Genomic DNA, 21,098 nt, shown 5'->3' on the forward strand with positions numbered 1-21,098 from the left:
GTTTATAGAAGGCTGGTATAACCGAAAGAGAATTCACAGCAGTATTGGCTATCAAACACCTCAAGCCATTGAGGATCAAATTAGAAGAACAGCCTAAGACTTAACTTTTTTGTGTCCAAATTATTGACTCAAATCCAAAATACTATCAATAATATCTTTAAAATAATGTTTTTCAAATGTTATTACTACATGTTCAGCATTATAGTGAAATTTAGAATACGTAAAAAATTATTTTGTGTGAAAGGAAAATATGGAGAGTAGTGCTTAGAATATTTTGAGTTTGCTTGTGTTGAAAAGGAGTAGCTAGCTATTTAGTTTCTTGTTGGAACACTAATTCTAACTCCACTTCATTTAAAATGAAGTTTCTTAGTATTTCTAAATTAATAACTGCTTTACCACTTTCAAATGTAATATTATCAATTTCCTTTGAGACTATAGTCATATTTAAGTAGTTAAGATAATATTTCAATGCTCTTATTTTACCTTCTATAATGCTATCCATTAAATCGGCATATCCAGAATCGTCTAAATAAGAATTAAAGTTCAAGTCCAAATCCCTTAAGTCTTTTATTAAGCCTCTCACTATCTTTTCTCTTTTTTTATCCAAATTATAACTCCTTTAGGAAAATGATGTATAATAATTTTATCACGTTAAACAGGAGCGTAACCCAATGAAACCTTCAATAAATAATGACATATTTCGACTAAAAAAAGTTATCAGAGATATTAAACAATATAATAAGGAGTGGAGATATTCAGATGCCTTTGAGAAGTATGTCGCCAACTTGAATATCTGCTCGGGAAGCTTGGGGCTTCCTAATTTTGAATTTGAGAATTTTCATTTTTCAAATACAGGAAAAACAATAAATGATATTGGATATGATTCTCTTTTGACGCATATAAGTATACTTGAAGATATGTTGCCTCATATTATTGATGACAAAGTGCAAGGAGTTAGAAATAATAAAGAGGTCAAGGTTCAACAAAATGGGAAAAAAGTTTTTATAGTTCACGGAAGAGATAAAACATCCTTATTAGAAATAGAAGGCATTCTAAGTAGGGTAGGTCTAGAGCCTGTGGTTCTGAATAGAAATGTAAACAGTGGTTTAACTCTGATGGAAAAGTTTGAAAAATACTCTGATGTTAAATATGCTGTTGTTTTACTTACACCAGATGATATTGGAGCTTTATATGAAGATGCTCCCTTAGAATCTCTTGGCTACAAATTTAGAGCAAGACAAAATGTAATATTTGAGTTGGGTTTTTTCTATGGTAAACTTGGACGCTCAAATGTATGTTGTATTCTTAAATCAACCGTTGAAAAACCATCCGATATAGATGGAATAGCTTATTTATCATATCAAAATTCAGTAGAAGAAATTGAGTACGCTGTACTAAGAGAATTAAAAGATGCCAAAATGGAGTTCCAGTTACTATAGAAAAAACGGCTTTAAACGAACTTTTTTATTATCGTGCGATTTCTCAGTCCTTTTGGTTCACAGTAGTCGTATAACGTTAGCGGTTTAGCTGAGACTAGAAGCAAATACCATGATATGTACTATAGAGGTTGCAAAGTTAACAAGCGGATATTAATTTCGCTAAAACAGTGAGATAATGTTTTTATTCAATATATATGAGTATCAATTAAATAAGGGGACGCTAATTTAGGTGTAAATTAAACAGGCTTATATTGTGCTTGTTTGACAATCTAGAAAAGAGCCAAAACTTGTTAGGAGTTGTGGCTCTTTTTTATTTGTAAAATCAATTTAAAGGAAAACTTTATACAATTGGCTTAAGAAGAGAAAATTTTGGTCACAGATTGATCACGAGCATGTGCCCAATTGGCTAATAGAATAGTTGTGCATTAAACATTACGATTCCTTAGTTCAGCTGGGAGAGCGCTATCTTGTCAAGGTAGAGGTCGCTGGTTCGAACCCAATCGGAATCATACCTACGCTAGCATGCAGTTATATTACTGCTTCTAGCGTTTTTATTGTTGGGATGATACGAGGACTTTCATAAAGGATAGTGGTGGCGTTTTTGCAGTTTAAAACGGTTCCTTTTCAATTGATCAAATGGGAAGGGGAGTTTTTTATGGCTAAAGGACGAGGAAAACGAGTGAAAAATGAACGTGCAGCTGTACAAGAGAAGTATTCATTGAATCAACTATTTAAAAGGTTTTTGGAAGGTAAAATGGCTGAAGGTCGTACAAGTAAGGCGCTAGACAGTTACAGAGTAAATTTTAACTTTTTCATGGATTCTTTAAGTGAGAAAAAAATTGAAAGTATTGTTACCGATCTAACAGTTGACGTAATATGTAATTATATAATTTCCAGGCTAAATGAAAAAATAAGATTGGCTGGCCATCAATTTAAGGATGAGTCTGAAAAGGCATTAGGGTTGTTCCTCATACACACCGGTTCGCTAATCGGACCAATATAGACTTAAGTGAGGCAGCTGATGATCCTTTTAGTTGTATAAAGCAAGGGAATCCATTCCAGAAAATGACGGATGAATTTTGTCCACAGCAGGTTTTACTCCGAATATTATATGTGAGGTCGACGAACATGCTGCGGTAGTTCATTTGTCCAAAGCTTTACTAGATGACCAATAGTAAATGTTTAACGCTAATTATTAGGAAGGGGGACTGGGCTGTCTCCTTTCTTAACTTCAAGGCCAAGGACGGGTTCACACATTAAGCAAAAGGAGCACATCATAATGGCGACAAATGTTAATGCTGAGTTTGTGATAATCGGCGACACTTTTGACCCGGATATTGTTACACAGAGACTAGGCATTGAGCCTCAAGGGTATTGGGTAAAAGGGGAGAAAAACGCCAATGCACATATGGAAAGAAAAGATACGAACTGGTGGATTCACACTGACTACGAACACTCTTTTGATATTATGTGCCAATTAAGTAAGCTCATAAGTATTCTTCAAAAGAAGAAAAATATTTTAAAAAAGCTAAAAACAACCTATGATTTAGAGTACTTATTCCTTGTTGTTATTAACGTCGAAGAAAATGAAAAGCCTGCTATTGCTCTAGACAGCAGCTTTATCAATTTTGCAAGCGATATAGGTGCGGAATTCGCGGTAGACCTATATATCTATTAAAATATGTAATAAATTTAAGCAAATTGTGTTTTTATATGTAGAGTGCGACAGTAAGCCTTAGAAATGAAGCCAGAAAGACAACAGCTACTCTCGTTGGTTTGTTCGAAGTCTATAGTTTAAATTTGTGCAGCCCTCACCCACAGGCGCTATATAATTTTCTTTCATAAAGCAGTTCGCTTTATAGAAAATAATTAAAGAGCAAAGGAACTAATAACACTAAAATCGCGCCAATGCCAAAAGCCAATATCACTTTCACTAGGTCTTTTTTCAAGATAACACCACCGAAAAGAAAGATTTGTTCACTCAAAAATTTTCTATTTGTTCTACATGCTCATACTAACATTGATAGTTGAGCATTCATATACAGATACCATTTCAGTATCTTTTTTACTTTCATCATCAAGGGAAAGAAAATAGCTGATGTTGAGTAGATTGTTAAATGAACCAATGTTCTTTAAACTCATTCCCTGCCCTGCCTTTTGATTTCGTTGAAATCAAAAGGCAGGGCAGAAAGGACTGTACTTGACTATTTAGAGTCCAAGCCAGAAAATGGAGAAAGATAAAAACGGATATAAGAAAATAACTCAAAGGAGAGATTCCGTTGACTTTGTTAGAATTTTTTTCGCCTCCGTCTTCCAGATTTCATATGATACCAAAAGAGTTCAGTGCCGAGTTTGATAGCTTACTGCATGCAAAGGAATGGCAAAAAGAGTTGAATGTCATTGAAATGGATGCAAGCCGGTGCATAAACAAAAGAAGCCTGTTTAATGAATGGAAAACACAGCTAGAACTTCCTTTTTATTTTTCAGATAATTGGGATAGCCTTGATGAATGCATCAATGATTTGAGCTGGTTTCCTGAAAAGAAGGGGTTTTTGTTAGTTATCAGGAATAGCGAGGATTTGCTTAAGGAACAAGAGGAGGATCTTTCTATTTGTTTAGAGATATTAAATGACGCGATTCAGGAATGGAAAAGCGGGAGGGCCTATGATGATTTTCCTGATCCCCCGACAGCATTTAATGTAGTGTTGATCTGCGAGAAGGGTTTTATGGAAGGATTAACTGAAAAACTATTAAATATAGAGGAAAGTGAATTTCATATTGTAACGAATGTGTAGCGTAAGATTTTCCTAGGGAGAATGGCGCGAATAATGAAAGAGGGAGGGCATCCGACATGGGCATGATTGCAAGTTATCATCGGATTTCCACTGAACAGCTGGAGCATTTGATCGCTCAGCCCGAGGCAGTGGAGATCTTTCTTTATGAAACAGAAGAGGTGAGTGAGAGAGAGGTAGATATCGACAAGGCTTGGCATGGTATTTATTTTCTTTTAACAGGGGAAGGGGAGCTCGGGGCGGCGGATTCTTTAGCCGGTGATGCCATCTTAGGCGGAAAACCGTTAGGTGAAGATCTCGGCATGGGACCTTGCCGTTACTTGTCTGCCGCTGGCGTCAAAGAGATTGCTGATACATTGAACAGTATTTCAGCCAGCAGCTTGTCGGCCCGGTTCGATGCCAAGGCGTTCAATGAAGCGGAGATTTATCCGATGTACAGTGAATGGACGGAAGCAGATAAGGCCTACTTATTGGACAACTACGAAGAGCTTGTTCGCTATTTTGCGGAAGCGGCTCGCCATGAAGAAGGGATGCTGCTGCTGATCCAGTAACAGAGAGCCTCCACCGGGCACTGGATGGTCTGTTTGAAGGTAACGGGGAGCCTTATGGATAATTTCTGCATGGGCCTGATAGAAGCCACTACTGTTCCCGCAGCTTTGCTTGGAAGAAGGGAACTCACGGAATGATCATCGCTGGTAAACTCAGTGCCCATATCGCTGTAAAGAAAGAAGATACAGTCCATCTAGCCTTGTTTGCCTCACTTGTTATCTTACTTGGATCGCAAATGTGTAAAGAGCCTCTCCCTTTGAGAGGCCCGGTTCTTTTTCGTCGCTCCGCCAGACGCTGGAAGGGGAATAGCAGCCCCTTTCTTACGCGTAATCGTCTATCTGACGAAAGGAGGGAGTCCTTCCCCATCATGTGAATCCGCTGCTAGAACGGGAAAATAAACCACCTCTTTTTCTTTTCAAAGCTCAATAAATCCTCCTGGCTGTTCTCTCCGTCATTCCATTGAATAAAGAGGGTGTGCGTTTTATTCGATGGCTCCATTCCTAGAGACGCAAATTCCAGCGTGTCCCCGGGATGAACAGCAGAGCGGAAGTCAATAGAAGTGCGCACGGTCTGATTTTCCTTAAATTCTACAAGGTTCACCTCAATTTTTTTATGCCCCTTCCATTGGACCTTTCCTTCCCAAAGGCTTTTAGGATTAGGGAAGGAAACGGGAGTGTAGGAGGCTTCCCAGCTGCCAGTAGAGCTTTCCGCTATCAGGATTGCCGGCCGGGTATAAGAATATCCGCTCCAGCCTAATAACAGGATGAGCAAGGAAACGGTCCATATCATACGTTTGTTATTCATAACCTCCCTGCCTTTATGAGCATGCAGTCTATTTGCTTTTCTTCCGCGTTTTGATGACGGGTCAGCGGCATAATCAACCTCCCAATCTAGTTTTCATAGATAAAGATTGCTCGTTTAGTTGTTTAAATTAAACACAAAAGTAATTTAATGGTATATTCTGAGTGTATAGCTTTAAAAATGGATAGTCAATTGTGTTCTATTTAGCAGGAGAGGTTCTTCTTATGTTACGGCCTGAAAAAATAAATCGGCTTTTTTCAAACAGGCGGCAGATTCCTGCTTGCTTTTTTGGCGTGTAAATAAAAGTCATATTACCTATTAAATTTTTAAATATCCAGAATATTCTATGCCTATTTTATCATTTTTCGCCAAAATAGTTATTTGAATATTTACACCATTTGTTCTTCAGTTATATAATCAAATTGTTTCGGATATCAAAATAATAATTTACTAGGGGGATGAGGATGGTCAAGCAGAGGTGGAATTCAAAGTTTCTTTCTAGTTTGGCGGCAAGCACGATTGCGGCATCAGCGATATTTACAGGAGGTTTTGTAAGCGCTAACATTTCTCCGGCTTCTGCGGAGGCAGCGATGATGGAATCGCCGGATATCGACTTAAATATCGTGAATGAGGACAGGCTGGCGAAGCATTTAAAAGAACGGGGACTGCTGGCGAAAAATGCTTCTCCGGCAGACGCGCATAAGGCGGTAAAAGAATATATTAAGCAAAAGCAAGGGGAAAAGCAGCCTGGTGCAAACAACAAATACGCAACTAAGCAGCATGAGCAATTTGATAAAAAAGCGAAAGATTTCCTAACTAAGCAAAAGGACAAGCTCTCTAAGCAGCTGGATAAAGGGCATGAGAACTTTAAGAAAGGCAAGCCAAATGGCGCGGTCAAGGTCCAGCCTGCTAAACAAGAAAACTACAATGGAGGCGTGCGCGAAGATAAAGTATTGGTTCTGTTAACCGAATTCAGCGATTTTAAGCATAATAATGTAGTGCAAGAAGAGGGCTATATGTATGCGGACGATTTCAATAAAGAGCATTACGAAAAGTTAATGTTCGGAGATAAGGAGTTTACTTTATTTAATGGCGATAAAGTCAAAACGTTTAAGCAGTTCTACGAAGAACAATCAGGGGGAAGCTACACCGTGGACGGAACAGTTTCCGACTGGCTAACCCTTCCTGGCACTGCAAAAGAGTACGGAGATGACAATCCGAATGGCGGACATGACAATATGGCGCCTAAAGGGCCTCGGGATCTCGTCAAAGATGCGTTGAATGCGGCAGTTGCTTCAGGCATGGATTTATCGGAATATGATCAATTTGATCAATATGATCTTGATGGCGACGGCAATCAAAATGAGCCGGACGGTCTGGTTGACCACTTAATGATTATTCATGCCGGAACCGGGCAGGAAGCTGGCGGAGGAGAGCTTGGCGATGATGCCATCTGGTCGCATCGCTGGACGCTTGACGGCGTGTATCCCGTACAAGGATCGAAGGCAAAAGTTGATTATTGGGGCGGCAATATGGCGGCATTTGATTATACTATTCAGCCGGAAGACGGAGCAGGCGGAGTGTTTGCCCATGAGTTCGGCCATGATTTAGGCCTGCCGGATGAGTACGATACGCAATATACAGGACATGGCGAACCCGTTGCTTCCTGGTCCATCATGAGCGGCGGCAGCTGGAACGGAAAGATCGCCGGCACAGAGCCAACGAGCTTTTCTCCTCAAAACAAAGAGTTTTTCCAGAAGACCATGGGCGGAAACTGGGCGAATATCACTGAAATTGATTCCCGGGATATCGATAAGAACGGCTTGGCGTTCTTCATTGACCAAAGCGTAACAAAGTCGAAAAACCCAGGAGTAGTGAAGGTGAATTTGCCGCAAAAAACAGTCAAAGGCATTGCGCCAAAGTTTGGGGAAAAATATTACTACAGCACGAAAGGCGATGACCTGCGTACCACGTTAACGTCGCCGGAATTCGATTTAACGGCTGCCAAAACAGCTGTATTCGATTACAAAGCCTATTACGATATTGAATTTGAATACGACTTTTTGCGTGTCAAGGCTGTGACGAATGATGGCCAGGAGGTGACCATCGATACGATCGGCGACGAGGATACAGATGGAGATACCCGTGCTGAATCATCTAAAGGCCAATGGGTGGACAAGTCCTATGACTTGAGCGCATTTGCCGGCAAAAAAGTGAAGCTTGTGTTTGAGTATGTAACAGATGGCGGACTTTCTCTTGACGGATTTGCTCTCGATAATGCACAGCTGACGGTTGATGGCAATGTCGTGTTTGAGGATGATGCAGAAGGCACACCAAAATTCACAGCGGACGGCTTTGAGATTTCCAATGGAACCTTCCAGAAGGACAACTATTATTATCTTGAGTGGAGAAACTACTCCGGCTCCGACAAAGCGCTGAAGCATTCCCGCGGAGTGGCATACAATACAGGGTTAGTTGTTTGGTACGGCGATGAAAGCTATATGGATAACTGGGTGGGCATCCATCCTGGCGAAGGCTTCCTTGGTGTGGTTGATTCCCATCCTGAAGCTATCATGGGTACGCTAAACGGAAAACCAACGATTAATCAAAGCACGCGCTACCAAGTGGCGGATGCTGCATTCAGTCTAGATAAAGCACCGGCTTGGGTAGTCGACTCGCCGACGCGTGGGCTTTACGTTTACAAAGGGTTAAATGGGGTTACTAAATTTGATGACGTCAGAAAGTATATGAACACAATGATTCCTGATGCTGGCCGCAATGTGCCGAATCACGGCTTGAAATTTGAAGTGATCGGCGAAGCGAAAGATAATTCGGCTGGAGCTGTATGGATTCATAAATAAGCATATCAGGCTGCCATTAAGGCAGCCTCTTTTTTATTCTTCTTGTGGATGAGGCTGTTGCTTTCCATTCCAGGCTGCTTCGCTTTCCGCGGGGCGGGCGGCGAGCCTCCTCGGCGCCAAAAGCGCCTGCGGGGTCTCGCCTGTCCCGCTGATCCCGCAGGAGTCTTCGCGCCTTCCATTTCCATCAACAGGATGTATAAAAGAGGGCAGTCATATAACCATATCTATTTGAAAATGAAATACTTATATGGTCATCAAGCTGCTGAATGAAACATCAGCCGTCCTTTTATTTTCTTGTAGACGAGGCTGTTGCTTTCCATTCCAATCAATGGAGTGGTCCAAAGTCAGGGGATCCGATTGGAAGAGCACAATGTATAGCATCAACAGGTGATGCCCCTTCCTGTTTGGCAGGCATGCGCGGAAAAAGCCGACTATCCTTGCCATCACGAAGAAGTCAAACCTAAAGCGGGACCTGCCATTGCGGCAGCCTGTTTTTTGTGAAGAGGCTCAATGTCTTAAATTTTTTCAATCTGGGGTACGCACCCTTTCCGAATGGGACGAAATGAATAGGATGGAATAAGGCGTACAAAGGAGGTGCAGCGCTTATGCTTTTCGGACCGAGACAACCTCGCGGACCTTATCCGCCTGTTCGGGGACGCCGGCCGGCACGGGGGCAGTCCTATCCGCAAAATGCCAGTTTGTTATCTTATTTCCGGGATCAGGAAGGCAATTATGATATAGGGAAGATTACCGCTACGGCCCGGCAATTGAACAGCATATATGGCCAGGTAAGCCCGATGATTGCTAAATTTATCAACAGGTAACAAGCTCATAGCCCAGCTGTTTAAAGAGAAGCCGAAATAACCGGCTGGTTGGTTCACAGGGGAGTGACGAGGACAAATGGCCATTAGAAAAGCCACATTTGCAGAGACGCAAAGAATTTTGCAGCATTCCTTGCATGTATGGAAGGAAGCGTCAGTAGGATATGTACAGCCGAGCTGGGAAAAGGCTTTTCAGCTGGCGGCTTCATTTTTGCAAGGAGGCGGATATTATCTTCTTTATGTGGAAGGACCCGTCATTCAAGGGTGGATTGCTATAGGAGAGATGCGTGATTTTTATATCGATGAAGCAGCAGGGTTTATCCAAGAGCTCTATGTGCTTCCGCCCTACCGCAGCCGGGGAGTAGCGGAGAAGCTCTGCACAGAGGCTTTCCGGCAATTGAAAGCAAAAGATTATCGAAAAGTGCAGTTAAATGTGTTTGCCGGCAACCGGGCGAAGCAGCTTTACGAGAAACTCGGTTTTTATGAAGTATGTACCACAATGGAACGAAACCTGGAGAACGAAAAAGACTAGGTGTGGGAGGGCACTAACCAGGAGAATACGCCGGCAAAGCCGGCGTATTTCATTTTGCTGTGCCTATTGCAAGCTTTTCTATTGTCCAAAAAATTTGTTCAGCCATCTGTTGTCTTTTCCGAATGGATATTTTTCTTTATACGCTGCCCGCAACGCGCTGTCGTTATCAATGACTCCGTTCCCGTAATAGATATCAGGAAGGGCTGCTGCTCCTCGCTGCGTCGTTTGCGTCATAATATCCATTATTTGAGTGTTTTTTAGATCCGGATCAATCGAACGGATCAGTCCGGCCAAGGCGCTCACATGCGGAGCGGCCATGGATGTGCCCGACAGGCTCGCATATTGTCCGTGGGAAAAGGTGCTGGCAATGTGAACACCGGGTGCAGCGATATCGATATAATCTCCATAATTAGAGAAGGGGGCGCGCTTGCCTTCTGAGTCTACAGCTGCCACTGCCAGTACACCCGGATAAGCTGCTGGAAAACTCGGCTGGCTGGAGTTATCATTGCCGGCGGCAGAAACGACAACGACATCTTTGTTCATTGCATAGTGGATGGCCTCTTCCATAACAGCTGAGGGCTGGTAATTTCCAAGACTTAAATTAATGACATCAGCGCCGTGATCGGCTGCCCAGCGAATGCCTTTAGCGACATCAAAGGAGCCGCCCATCCCTTCTGCGTTCAGGACCTTTACCGGGATAATCGGGTTGTGCCATGTAATTCCTGCTACACCTTCTCCGTTGTTGGGAACGGAGGCGATAATGCCGGCGACATGGGTGCCGTGGCCATTGTCATCAGCGGGCGGTTCTTTCGGAGCGAGGGCATTATAGCCTTTTTCCAGACGATGGGAAAGATCCGGATGGTTCAAGTCAACACCGCTGTCAACAACAGCAATCTTCACTTTTTTCGAGCCGCGGGTAACTCCCCAGCCTCCTTCAGTCCGAATAGCCGGTAAATTCCACTGATAATTTTGGTAATACGTATCGTTCACTTCGTTTGGCAGGTAGATATAGTGGGGCTCTGCATAGGCAACATAAGGATGGCGCTGAAAATACTCGACCAGCTTAGCCGGCGGTTGGCTGTTGGATTTGAAAATATAAGCAGAATCCAGCTTTTCCGTCAATTCGCCATCAATATCGCGGCTCATTTTTTCGATATCAGCTGCAGTTGGGATCACATTAAAATCCACAATGACTTCGTTATTATAATAATGGCTCTTGTCCTGCTCGTTATGATGAACGAGTTTAATGGAGGGATCATTGTTCAGCTTTCTTTTCAGCTTTTCATTTTCTCCGATCATGTTGACCTTTAAAATATGGGGGCGGCTTTGCTGCAAGTTGCGCACTTGCATTTGCCGCACTTGTCTATCTTCATCAGAGCGCGCCGCAGGTTCTTCCTGCTGTCCGTAAAAGCTGAATACGGCAACAGCAGCCACACCTAAAAACAAAACGGACAGCCCGATCAATCCTTTTTTTTGCATGCCTGCACCTCAAGTTGTATTTTTTATCCGCCGGGTATTCCGGCCTTCTTGCTGTTCGGCGAAATTAACAATTAGTATCTCCTTGTTCGCTTCTCATTATTTGTGCAGATTATGTTAGGAAGAGAAAAAGCAGGCAGTGTCACGCACTGCCTGCTTTGAAATGTAATTTATTTTGTCACCTTGACCTCGAACGACTGATCTTTTAGAAGCTTTTTACTATTTTTTTGATTATCAAAGATGCTTGGAGTAATGATGAGCTTCTCAAGATCAGAGGTCAATTCCAGCTCCTCATTCATTTCTGATAGGCTGTCTGTCCCGCTGCCTGTTCCGCTTCCAGTCAAGGTACGCCCTTTTTCGTCTTTTACAACCAGATTAACTTGGTGGCTTTCGCTTGAACCTTTCGTATATTCAAAGGTATGGCGGATTTTAACGGACACAGGAGATACACGGATTTCTTCGATTTTCAGCACACCCTTCAAGTCTTTTTCATGGATATGGATCTTCTTATCTATACGGTACACCGCTGTGTTTGATTGGATATTATTCCCATTAATGGTTGTTTGGAAGGCCCAGTTGCCTTTGATGGAGCCGAAAGAATCGGAGTATTTGCCAGAATGGGCACCGCCGGCTTTTTCGTATTCCATGGTATTGAATTGGATGGACACGGGATAGTCTTTTTGTGGATCAATATGATCAAGAATTTGGAAAGGCTCGTCCATTAGGCCGTCTCCGTCTGTGTCGATATGATCGATATCAAAGGAATAAAGGTAATTCGAGCTGCCATCTTCTGTTTTTTCGTTTGCCGGCTGCACACTGTAAGAGGAGTTGGCAAAGGTGAAGTCCCCTATTGTTACTTGCATCTGCCCTGGCATGACTGATTTCTGTTGGTCCCCATTGTCTGCTTTTATATTTAAACTGAGCAAAACTTGGCCGTCATCCAGCATCAGCTCATTGAGTGTCACATGGATGTTCTTATCTGCAGCTGTTTGATCGACCGTTTGCTTGTAGCCCGTAAATTCATTTTCTGGCTTGTTAAAAAATAATTCGATTTGTTTTCCCGCTTTTGACAGAGAAGCCCATACGTGATCATTGGTGAGCATAACCGGACTGGCTGCAGCCAGAACAAAAGCGGCTGCGATTAAAAATTTCCGGTTTTTCTTTTTGCGGGGCTTGATGCTGGCCCGCATTTCCTGCTTTAGTTTGTTTTTTTCCGCTGCGCTCAATTCAATTTCTTCATATTCCTCTGTTTTACTGTCGATTTGATTAAATAATTCATAAGGATGTTTCATTGTATGCACCGCCTTATCTAATAATTTCTTTTAGCTTTTTTCGTCCTCTTGACAGCCTGTTGTACAAGTTATCTTTTGTGGTGTGTGTGCGATGGGCAATCTCGTCCAGCTGGATGTCTTCTAAATAATATTTCTTAAATAGCTCCCGGTCTTTTTCATTTAAGTGGCTCAGCAATTCGTCGATCTCTTCTTGCAGTTCTTGCTGCAACAGGGCAGAATCTGCGGAAGAGGGAGGCTCTGTGTCCGATAAGCTGATCGTTTGGCGGTCCTTCATATATTTCCGTTTATAATCAATCGCTTTATATTTAGCGATGGCGCCCACCCAATTTTTGAAGGAGTTTTGCTTGTGATTGAAGCTTCCGATGTTCTTCCAAATAGATAAGAGGACGTCATTTACACATTCTTCCTCATACATCCGCAAGCTCCCCAAGTGTCTGCGGACGATTGAGGTAATAAGCCCGGCATAATGATCAATCAGCAATTCCAGGCCGATCTCTTTTTTGCGGACAATCTGTTTAACGATAATCGTTTCATCCATTTAGTTACCGCCTTTCTCATACATTTTCACTAATTAATACGAAGGGAAAGGACACTTCCTATCATTTGCGAGAAAATATTTCTAAAAGTTATAGAGATTTGTTCGTGTACACGCTCTTTTCGCTGCACCTGCTTCAAAGTATAGCGCACGCTAGCGGCGGACGAGCGTAAGTTTTAAATTGTTTGCCGCGAACCGCTATAATGAATGTACATAACTGTCTTTTGGCAAAAGAAGAGGAGAGGATCTTATGGATTTGCAGCTGAATGGAAAAAACGTACTGATTACGGGCGGTTCAAAAGGGATCGGCAAAGCCATTGCCGAGGCTTTCGTCCAGGAGGGAGCCCATGTTGCGATTGCCGCCCGCAGCATGGAAGCACTGGAACAAACGCAGAAAGAGCTTGGGGGACGGGTATCTGTGTTTCAGGCCGATCTCTCACATGCGGAAGAACGGGAAAAGCTGGTGGCGGCTTTTATTGAACAAAAGGGGACGATCGATGTACTGGTTAACAATGCCGGCGGCAGCAATGGCGGCAAAGCGATGGATACAGAGCTGGAGCTATTTTATCAAGCGATGGAGCTGAATTATTTTTCTGCTGTGCATGTAAGCAAGCTGGCAGCTCATCATATGAAGAAAGAAAAAAGCGGAGCGATCATAAATATTACGTCAGTCTATGGAAGAGAAAGCGGAGGAAAGGTAACATATAACAATGCAAAGTCAGCTTTGATCAGTTTCACGAAAGCTTTTGCAGATGAAGTGATTTCGGAAGGGATTCGCGTCAACAGCGTGGCGCCGGGAAGCATTTTACACGAAACGGGAAATTGGAAGAGACGGCTTGAAGAAAACCCGGAACGGATCAAAGAGTTTGTGAAAAACGACATTCCAGCGGGTCGCTTCGGCACGCCTGAGGAAGTAGCCCACGTTGTTGCTTTTCTTGCTTCCGATAAAGCCTCCTGGATTGTGGGGGCGAGTCTGAATGTGGACGGCGGCCAATCAAAAATGAATTTTTAACTAGCTTGAATGCAATAAAAGCACGAACAGACAGGTGAATAATGAGCGTGGCTTGCGGATAACCTAATGGGTATCATGATACATAGGGGGTTCTTATGAGTACGCGATATTGCTGTCCAAGCTGTAAGACAAACCGCTCAAGATTCAATATTGTCGATCAGGTCGCTTATGCCGTCAGATTAGATCCGCAAACAGGAGAAGTGATGGAACGATTTGAAGGATCGGATCATCCTGGCCCTTTCCATGCGGTCTATAACGGTCCTGAACGAAGAGTGCAATGTGCAGTTTGCCATTTGATTGAAGATGAAACCATGTTCCTGAAGTTCGGCGAAAAACAATAAAAACCGGTTCTCAAGAGAGAGCCGATTTTTCAGCTTGTCGACAAAAGGAGTTCGGAATGGTCTCATTCCGAACTCCTTTTTGATTTTTCATTGGTTTTAAAGGCGTTCGAGAGAAGGATAGACCTCGCTGAGTCCGTTATTTAGACCATTTTGGGGTCTTCCCAAGTCCAGTTGGCCATTTTCTTGAGATTCATGGCAGAAAAAGTAAGCATCGCCCGTATCCACCATATCCAACGTATGCTCCATGCGATGAACCAGATGATCCCCTGGCACAGGCTTGTCTAGAGAGAGCCTATCTACTTAGTTCCATTAGAGTGGATGGTGTTTCAAACGCCTCTTCTTCACCTTAAGCGTTTCGTACAATTGTCCTGGCTTTGTCCAACCTATTGATTAGAATGGAAGGCGCGCAGACTCCTGCGGGATCAGCGGGACAGGTGAGACCCCGCAGGCGCTTTGGCGGCGAGGAGGCTCACCGCCCGCCCCGCGGAAAGCGAAGCAGCCTGGAATGGACATCAACAGCCATCATCTATAAGCAAAATAAAAAGACTGCAGACCAACTTCAATTTTCCTTGAGTTTGTCTGCAGTCTGAAAAACCGGTTCCCAAGAGAGAACCGGTTTTTATTGTTCATGTCTGCTTTGGGATGCAAGCAATCGGACAAATTGTGCAGCGTGTTCCTTTTGCTCCGGCTAAATAAGAAAGGCAGCAGGTTTGGCGCTTTTGTCCAGCTTGTTCACTAGAGGGAGAAGGGCTGTATCTTAAAAAGGGATTTTTGTGGAAGGTGCCGAATAATTCTCCTTTTCCCTCTGATACAATATAACGGAAATCCTCGGCAATAGCGCCATGGCGGTCACTCCATTGCGGGTTTTCCAGTAGGCTTCGGTACATCCAGCAAATGTAAGTATACAAGTTCTCCCACATAATTAATTTCGATAATTTGCTGTGTCTTGTGAGGCGGGTGAACAGGACATCTACATGATCACGGAATACTTGCTCGACTACAGCTTTTCTCCATTCAGCGCGGCTTGAATGGTCCGCTTCACTAGATGACAGATTGTGAAATTTGAAAACTGGAAGCCATAGCGTATCCGCTTCATCCAATGTTTCAATACATACGTTGTCAAGTGAAAAATCAAGCCGCTTATTGAACGCGCTCATCGAATAGAGGGCAATCAGCACGGCAAAGCTGTATCTCTTGCTTAAAAGAGAAGCAGCTACGGCCAGGTTCGCCGCGTTCGTTTGTTTTTTGACTTGCAGCAAATAAGCAGCAAGCTGCTGATCATCCAGCAGCTTTTTTGCTTGAATGGACAACGGAGAAGGATTGGTTCGCAAGGTGAAACGGTAGTTTTTTTCTAGAGCGGCGAGCTCTTCATCCGTAAATGAGTTCATGGTTTGCCTTCACCCCGGATTTCACATATCTTCCTTTCCCGTGGGGAATACACATCGGTGTGCCGAACAACGGATCGACCGTCACTTCACAATTCATATGGAACACGGCTTTTACCAAGGCGGAATTCATCACTTCCTCCGGCTTGCCATGCGCATAGACTGCTTTGTCTTTCACCGCCACAAGGTGATGGGCGTACCGGCAGGCTAAATTTAAATCATGAAGAACCATCACAATGGTGCGTCCTTCTTGTTCATTCAGTTCAAATAGAAGATCAAGGATTTCAATTTGGTGAGTCATATCTAGATACGTAGTTGGTTCATCAAGCAAAATGATATCTGTATCCTGCGCCAGGGTCATCGCAATCCAAGCGCGCTGCCTTTGACCCCCTGAGAGAGAATCAACTGAACGATCAGCCAGATGTTCCATGCCTGTTGCTTGCAGGGCTTTGTTGATGACCTTTTCATCTTCTTCAGACCATTGCCGATACCATTTTTGGTAAGGATACCGTCCTTGTTTGACAAGTTGCAGCACCGTCAGTCCTTCAGGGGCTACAGGGCCTTGAGGCAAAATAGCCAGCCGCTTGGCAATCTCTTTTGTCGGCAGGCTGGCTATCATTTCCTCCTCAATGAAAATGGAACCGGATTGCGGTTTTAATAAGCGGGCCAGCGAACGAAGAAGCGTGGATTTCCCACAGCCGTTGCTGCCAATAAAAACGGTAATTTCTCCTTTGGGAATTTGCAGATCCAGTTCATCAATAATAATCGTTTCTCCATAGGACAAGGTTAGCGACTTCGTTTCTAATGATGGCATATGTTTTTCGCTCCTTTGTTAAGCATTTCGCTGCCTGTATAAAAGATAAATGAAGTAAGGGGCGCCAAGGGCCGCCGTAAATACGCCTGCCGGCACTTCAACAGGAAGAAAAAAGGTTCGCCCGATTGAATCGGCCAGCAGTACTAAAATCGCGCCGATGACAGCAGACAAAGGCAGCAGCGCACCGAAGGAAGAGCCGACGAGCCGCCTGGCGATATGCGGCGCCATTAATCCGACAAAGCCGATGCCTCCTCCAAATGCTACCGCGCTTCCGGTTAATGCCGCGCTGATCAGCAGCAGAAGAAAACGTTGCTTTTGCACGTTTGCCCCTGCTCCGACAGCGATGCCTTCTCCAAGCTCTTGAATATTGACATGCCTGATCATGATCAGGACAATGAGCAGGAGAGTAAGCGTAATGGGTGCTAAAACCCAGACATTCTGCCAGCTCGATCCGTAAACAGAACCCGTAATCCAGACATTTGCCTGACTCGCCTGATGAATAGGACCTAAGATCATAAACAAAGTAGTCAGCGACTTCATCAGCGCCCACAAGCCGACGCCGATTAAGACAAGGCGCGTTGGGGATAAACCGTCTTTCCATGCCAGCAGATAAAGCAGGAAGGTGACAATAGCTGCTCCGATAAAGGCACTTAGCGGCAGCCATTGGATGCTCACTGTCAAGGCGTTGCTTCTGTCGGTGAAAAGAGTTAAAAACAACACCACAGCGACAGAGGCTCCACCGGTAATTCCGATAATATCAGGGGAGGCCAGCGGATTGCGGACCACAGCTTGCAAGATGGCTCCAGCTGCCGCAAGGCTCATTCCGACAAGCACAGAAATCAGGATCCTCGGAAGGCGAAAGGAATGGACGATCAGTTGTTCAAAGTCGTCTCCCTGTCCGAACAGTACAGTTAAAACACGCCAAGGCTGAAGAAACTGTTCTCCCATTCCGGTGCTTACAAGAAACGTGATCAATAATAAAAAAACAAAAATAGCATTTATCCAGACAGCTCTTTGATCCAGAAGAAGGGACATGCTTCCTTTTCCTAAGCGAAGGGGGAAGGATTTCTTCATGCGGTCCGTCCTCCTTTACGTGCAATGTAAATGAAAAAAGGGGTGCCGATAAAGGCTGTCATGACTCCGACCGGAACTTCCTCAGGCATAATGACATAACGGGCGCCGATATCAGCCAGCAGGAGAAGCGTGCCTCCCAGCACCCCGCAATAAGGCAAAATCCAGCGATAATCATTTCCTACTAATGAACGGACGATATGAGGAATGATAATGCCGATAAAGCCGATAGGGCCGGCTACAGCTACAGAGCCGCCGGCCAGCAGGATAAAGGACACGGCAATAGTCAGCTTGACTGCGCCGGTTTGCTGGCCAAGACCTCTAGCCACATCTTCCCCCATGGCTAAAAGGTTAATTTTAGGCGCGGCTAGAAAAGCAAGGATGGTGGCTGCGGCGAGATAAGGAAGAACCGAAAGCAAGATGTCCAGCTTTCTCCCTTGGACCGACCCTGCCAGCCAGAATAAAGCTTGATCAAGAGCCGCCTCATCCATCACTAATAGCCCTTGAGTCAAGGAAGAGAAGAGGGCGGCAATCGCTGCGCCAGCGAGCGTCAATCTCATTGGCGTAAGTCCGCCGCCTCCTGTTCCGCTGAAAAAATAAACAATAAAAGCGGCCGATGCCGCGCCGGCAAATGCTATCCATGTGAATGCCTGCAGGGAGTTAACGGAAAATACCATTAATGCAACGACGATAAAGAAGCCAGCTCCTGCATTAATCCCGAGAATATCAGGAGAAGCCAGCGGGTTCTTCATCAACGCTTGCATAAGTGCCCCTGCTATAGCGAGGCTGCTTCCTACAGCCGCTGCAATGAGCGCGCGGGGAAGGCGGACGTCCTGGATAATAATATGTTCGTTTGAACCGTTAAAATGCTGAAAGGCCTCCACCGCTGTTTTAATGTTTGTATCTGTGTAGCCCAGTACGATGCTAAGGGCCATACAAGTAAGTAATATACCTATGCTTATAATCAATCCGAAGGCTTTTCCCTTCGTGTGTTTGAGCAGCATCTATCTTTTCTCTCCCAATGTTCCAATTTTCTTTAGGCGCTGTTCCATCAGCGGGATGCCCCATTCTAGCTGTTGCTGAAAGTAGATAGAACCAAAAGAAAACCCAGAGAACTGTTAATCTCTCTTTCACTTTCTTTTTGTTCCATGTACCATCAGCAGCAGTCCCAGCTGTGCTGTCATGCCGTCAACCTTAAGTGTAAGAGATGAATAAATCAGTGTCAATGAATTTGATAATCATTTTCAATTGTTTATTGACAAAAGAATGTTCATCCAATAATATTTTGAATGTAAATGAAAATCATTTTCATCAAACAGGAGGATTTATATGCATACATATTTTCAGAAAAAGCGTTTTTCATCGCTGCTGGCCGCGCTTATGCTTATGGTTGTTTTTGCACTGGCAGGCTGCGGAAGCGGAGAAAAACAAACTTCTAAAGAAAACAATGCTTCCAATGAAGGAGCCGCTTCTGAAAGCAAGCCTTACAATGTGAAGAATGCCATGGGAACAACGGAAGTAAAGGGAGAACCTAAACGTGTGGTCATTTTGACAAATGAAGGAACAGAGGCGTTGCTGGCTTTAGGCGTGAAGCCTGTAGGTGCCGTGCAATCATGGACCGGTGACCCTTGGTACAGCCATATCAAAAGCGATATGAAAGGTGTTAAAAGTGTTGGGAACGAAGGCGAGCCAAGTGTAGAAACGATTGCTTCGCTAAAGCCTGACTTGATCATTGGCAATAAAATGCGCCATGAGAAAATTTATGAGCAATTAAGTGCCATTGCTCCGACTGTATTCTCGGAAACACTGCGCGGCGACTGGAAAGAAAACTTTAAGCTGTATGCCCAAGCAGTTAATAAAGAAGAAGAAGGAAAGCAAGTAATTGCTGATTTCGATCAGCGCGTTCAAGAATTAAAAGGCCTGCTTGGCGACAAGCTTAAGCAAAAGGTATCGATTGTCCGCTTTATGCCTGGAGATGTACGGATTTATCATAAAGATACTTTCTCTGGCGTGATTTTAGATCAATTAGGATTTGCCCGTCCAGAAGGGCAGGACCAGCCGGATTTCGCTGAGAAGAATGTAACGAAAGAACGTATTCCGGCCATGGATGGCGACATCTTATTCTACTTCACTTATGATCCGGCAGAAAGCAAAGGAGAAGCACCGAAGCTGGAAGAAGAGTGGGTGGAAGATCCGCTATTCAAAAACCTGAATGTAGTGAAAAACAACAATATCCATAAAGTGGATGATGCGATCTGGAACACAGCGGGCGGCGTTGTGGCAGCGAATTTATTCCTCGATGATATTGAAAAGTATTTCCTAACTGAAAAATAAAACAGAGGAAGCCCTTAAAAGTTCAACTTTTAAGGGCTTCTTTTATGAGTATGAGCCATTTCGCTCATTGGTAACGATTTCATTTAAAAACAACGTTGACAACATAATTGACAATGATTATCATTAATAATCAGTAGAATACAAAACTAAGAGGTTAGGGGTTTCACTCATGAATCAGATCGTTCGCAACGTAGGTTTTTTATTGTTATCCAGTAGTTTATTAGTAGGATGCGGAGATAACGCATCACAAGATACAGAAAGCAAAAAAGCAAGTGAAAGCACAGAGCAGGCGCAAACGAACAAGCTTGATAAAGAGGTGAAAAGTTATAAACAATTCGCTTCAGATCAATTGGACCAGTTTGTGGTTGAGACAGAGGCATTTGTGGAAGCGGTAAAAGCAGGAGATGTCGAGAAAGCAAAGGAATTGTATGCACCGGCCCGTATGTACTTTGAACGTTCAGAGCCGATTGCAGAAAGCTTTGGTGACCTTGATCCGCGCATTGACGCCCGCTTGGCGGACGTCAAGGAAGAAGGCCAAGGAGAAGAGCAATGGTCTGGTTACCATAAGATTGAGAAAGGCCTGTGGGAAGAAGGCACAACGAAAGGCTACGAGGAAGTTGCCGATCAATTGCTGAAGGACGTAAAGGAACTTCGTGCGAAAGTGGAAACGGTCGAAGTGACACCTGATTTAATGATTACCGGAGCGGTTGATTTGTTAAACGAAGTATCAACATCGAAGATTACAGGGGAAGAGGAAATCTATTCTCATACAGACTTATATGATTTTAAAGCAAACGTAGAAGGAGCAGAGAAAATCTTTGAGATTTTCAAACCGAAGCTGCAAGAAAAAGATGCTCAGCTTGTCAAAACATTGGAAGAGAACTTCAAGACATTAAATGGATTGCTGGCCAAGCATGAAGATGGCAAAGGCGGATTTGTATCATTTGAAAAATTAACGAAAGAGGATACTAAAGCCTTATCAGAAGCTGTCGATCATTTAGGGGAACCTCTAAGCCAAATGGCTATTGTAGTGGAGTGAGAAT

At 43.8% G+C, this 21,098-nt stretch carries 21 protein-coding genes and 1 tRNA gene; 13 read left to right on the top strand and 9 right to left on the bottom strand.

The genetic code is table 11. The features are described from left to right. Nucleotides 1-307: 307 nt before the first annotated feature. The gene (locus tag B1A98_RS00005; protein WP_063384290.1) at nt 308-607 is read right to left on the bottom strand and encodes a hypothetical protein; all 300 of its coding nucleotides are present in this window, start codon (nt 605-607) and stop codon (nt 308-310) included. 64 nt (nt 608-671) lie between these two features. On the opposite strand from B1A98_RS00005, the gene B1A98_RS00010 reads away from it, so the two are divergent. From B1A98_RS00010 to B1A98_RS00035, 6 genes are all read left to right on the top strand, one after another. Then, complete coding sequence (locus B1A98_RS00010) at nt 672-1,439, top strand: TIR domain-containing protein (RefSeq protein ID WP_240492434.1); 768 nt, start codon at nt 672-674, stop codon at nt 1,437-1,439. Between the two features lie 436 nt (nt 1,440-1,875). Continuing rightward, nucleotides 1,876-1,948: transfer RNA gene (locus B1A98_RS00015), tRNA-Asp, on the top strand. 146 nt (nt 1,949-2,094) lie between these two features. Beyond that, nucleotides 2,095-2,442 (top strand): hypothetical protein, encoded by a 348-nt coding sequence (locus B1A98_RS00020; protein WP_063384289.1) that lies wholly within the window; start codon nt 2,095-2,097, stop codon nt 2,440-2,442. 276 nt (nt 2,443-2,718) lie between these two features. After that, nucleotides 2,719-3,117 (top strand): DUF4279 domain-containing protein, encoded by a 399-nt coding sequence (locus B1A98_RS00025; protein ID WP_063384288.1) that lies wholly within the window; start codon nt 2,719-2,721, stop codon nt 3,115-3,117. 601 nt (nt 3,118-3,718) lie between these two features. Continuing rightward, entirely contained in the window at nt 3,719-4,234 is a 516-nt protein-coding gene (locus B1A98_RS00030; RefSeq protein WP_063384287.1) for a barstar family protein, read from the top strand. A 56-nt stretch (nt 4,235-4,290) separates the two neighbouring features. Next, nucleotides 4,291-4,782 (top strand): YfbM family protein, encoded by a 492-nt coding sequence (locus tag B1A98_RS00035; protein ID WP_063384286.1) that lies wholly within the window; start codon nt 4,291-4,293, stop codon nt 4,780-4,782. A 379-nt stretch (nt 4,783-5,161) separates the two neighbouring features. On the opposite strand, the gene B1A98_RS00045 is transcribed toward B1A98_RS00035, so the two are convergent. After that, nucleotides 5,162-5,584, bottom strand: coding sequence for a hypothetical protein (locus B1A98_RS00045; RefSeq protein ID WP_125474339.1), 423 nt, complete (start codon nt 5,582-5,584; stop codon nt 5,162-5,164). A 461-nt stretch (nt 5,585-6,045) separates the two neighbouring features. Between B1A98_RS00045 and B1A98_RS00050 the strand changes: the two genes are divergently transcribed. From B1A98_RS00050 to B1A98_RS00060, 3 genes are all read left to right on the top strand, one after another. Next, nucleotides 6,046-8,442 (top strand): immune inhibitor A domain-containing protein, encoded by a 2,397-nt coding sequence (locus B1A98_RS00050; RefSeq protein ID WP_063384283.1) that lies wholly within the window; start codon nt 6,046-6,048, stop codon nt 8,440-8,442. Nucleotides 8,443-9,047: 605 nt separating this feature from the next. Next, nucleotides 9,048-9,266, top strand: a complete 219-nt coding sequence (locus B1A98_RS00055; protein WP_063384281.1) for a YppG family protein — start codon at nt 9,048-9,050, stop codon at nt 9,264-9,266. 76 nt (nt 9,267-9,342) lie between these two features. Continuing rightward, nucleotides 9,343-9,795, top strand: a complete 453-nt coding sequence (locus B1A98_RS00060; protein ID WP_063384280.1) for a GNAT family N-acetyltransferase — start codon at nt 9,343-9,345, stop codon at nt 9,793-9,795. Nucleotides 9,796-9,873: 78 nt separating this feature from the next. On the opposite strand, the gene B1A98_RS00065 is transcribed toward B1A98_RS00060, so the two are convergent. The 3 genes from B1A98_RS00065 to B1A98_RS00075 all read right to left on the bottom strand — a co-directional run bounded on the left by B1A98_RS00065 (nt 9,874) and on the right by B1A98_RS00075 (nt 13,101). Next, on the bottom strand, nt 9,874-11,274 hold the full coding sequence (locus B1A98_RS00065; protein WP_063384279.1) for a S8 family peptidase: 1,401 nt from the start codon (nt 11,272-11,274) through the stop codon (nt 9,874-9,876). A gap of 167 nt (nt 11,275-11,441) precedes the next feature. Further along, on the bottom strand, nt 11,442-12,563 hold the full coding sequence (locus B1A98_RS00070) for a DUF4179 domain-containing protein (protein WP_063384278.1): 1,122 nt from the start codon (nt 12,561-12,563) through the stop codon (nt 11,442-11,444). A gap of 13 nt (nt 12,564-12,576) precedes the next feature. Then, a complete protein-coding gene (locus B1A98_RS00075) occupies nt 12,577-13,101 on the bottom strand; it encodes a sigma-70 family RNA polymerase sigma factor (protein ID WP_041099331.1) in 525 nt (174 codons plus the stop codon). Nucleotides 13,102-13,348: 247 nt separating this feature from the next. On the opposite strand from B1A98_RS00075, the gene B1A98_RS00080 reads away from it, so the two are divergent. Together B1A98_RS00080 and B1A98_RS00085 are read left to right on the top strand one after the other, a co-directional pair. After that, nucleotides 13,349-14,110 carry an SDR family NAD(P)-dependent oxidoreductase gene (locus B1A98_RS00080; RefSeq protein ID WP_063384277.1) on the top strand — a complete coding sequence of 254 codons (762 nt, stop codon included), beginning with the start codon at nt 13,349-13,351 and terminating at the stop codon, nt 14,108-14,110. 95 nt (nt 14,111-14,205) lie between these two features. After that, entirely contained in the window at nt 14,206-14,451 is a 246-nt protein-coding gene (locus B1A98_RS00085; protein ID WP_041099336.1) for a hypothetical protein, read from the top strand. Between the two features lie 626 nt (nt 14,452-15,077). Here the strand turns inward: B1A98_RS00085 and B1A98_RS00095 are convergent. From B1A98_RS00095 to B1A98_RS00110, 4 genes are read right to left on the bottom strand one after another with little or no spacing between them, the layout of a single operon-like run. Then, entirely contained in the window at nt 15,078-15,839 is a 762-nt protein-coding gene (locus B1A98_RS00095; protein WP_063384276.1) for an IucA/IucC family C-terminal-domain containing protein, read from the bottom strand. Continuing rightward, nucleotides 15,820-16,650, bottom strand: a complete 831-nt coding sequence (locus B1A98_RS00100; RefSeq protein WP_063384275.1) for an ABC transporter ATP-binding protein — start codon at nt 16,648-16,650, stop codon at nt 15,820-15,822. Before B1A98_RS00100 ends, B1A98_RS00095 begins: the two co-directional genes overlap by 20 nt. Before the next feature lie 18 nt (nt 16,651-16,668). After that, nucleotides 16,669-17,724: a FecCD family ABC transporter permease gene (locus B1A98_RS00105; protein ID WP_063384274.1), complete on the bottom strand. Its 1,056-nt coding sequence runs from the start codon at nt 17,722-17,724 to the stop codon at nt 16,669-16,671. After that, on the bottom strand, nt 17,721-18,725 hold the full coding sequence (locus tag B1A98_RS00110) for a FecCD family ABC transporter permease (protein ID WP_063384273.1): 1,005 nt from the start codon (nt 18,723-18,725) through the stop codon (nt 17,721-17,723). The genes B1A98_RS00105 and B1A98_RS00110 overlap by 4 nt, the downstream gene beginning before the upstream one ends. Before the next feature lie 325 nt (nt 18,726-19,050). Between B1A98_RS00110 and B1A98_RS00115 the strand changes: the two genes are divergently transcribed. After that, a complete protein-coding gene (locus B1A98_RS00115; protein WP_063384272.1) occupies nt 19,051-20,055 on the top strand; it encodes an ABC transporter substrate-binding protein in 1,005 nt (334 codons plus the stop codon). 169 nt (nt 20,056-20,224) lie between these two features. Beyond that, a complete protein-coding gene (efeO, locus tag B1A98_RS00120; protein WP_063384271.1) occupies nt 20,225-21,094 on the top strand; it encodes an iron uptake system protein EfeO in 870 nt (289 codons plus the stop codon). Nucleotides 21,095-21,098: the final 4 nt, after the last annotated feature.

The sequence above is a fragment of the Pseudobacillus badius genome (assembly GCF_002189605.1).
Classification (GTDB): Bacteria; Bacillota; Bacilli; order Bacillales; family Domibacillaceae; genus Pseudobacillus; species Pseudobacillus badius.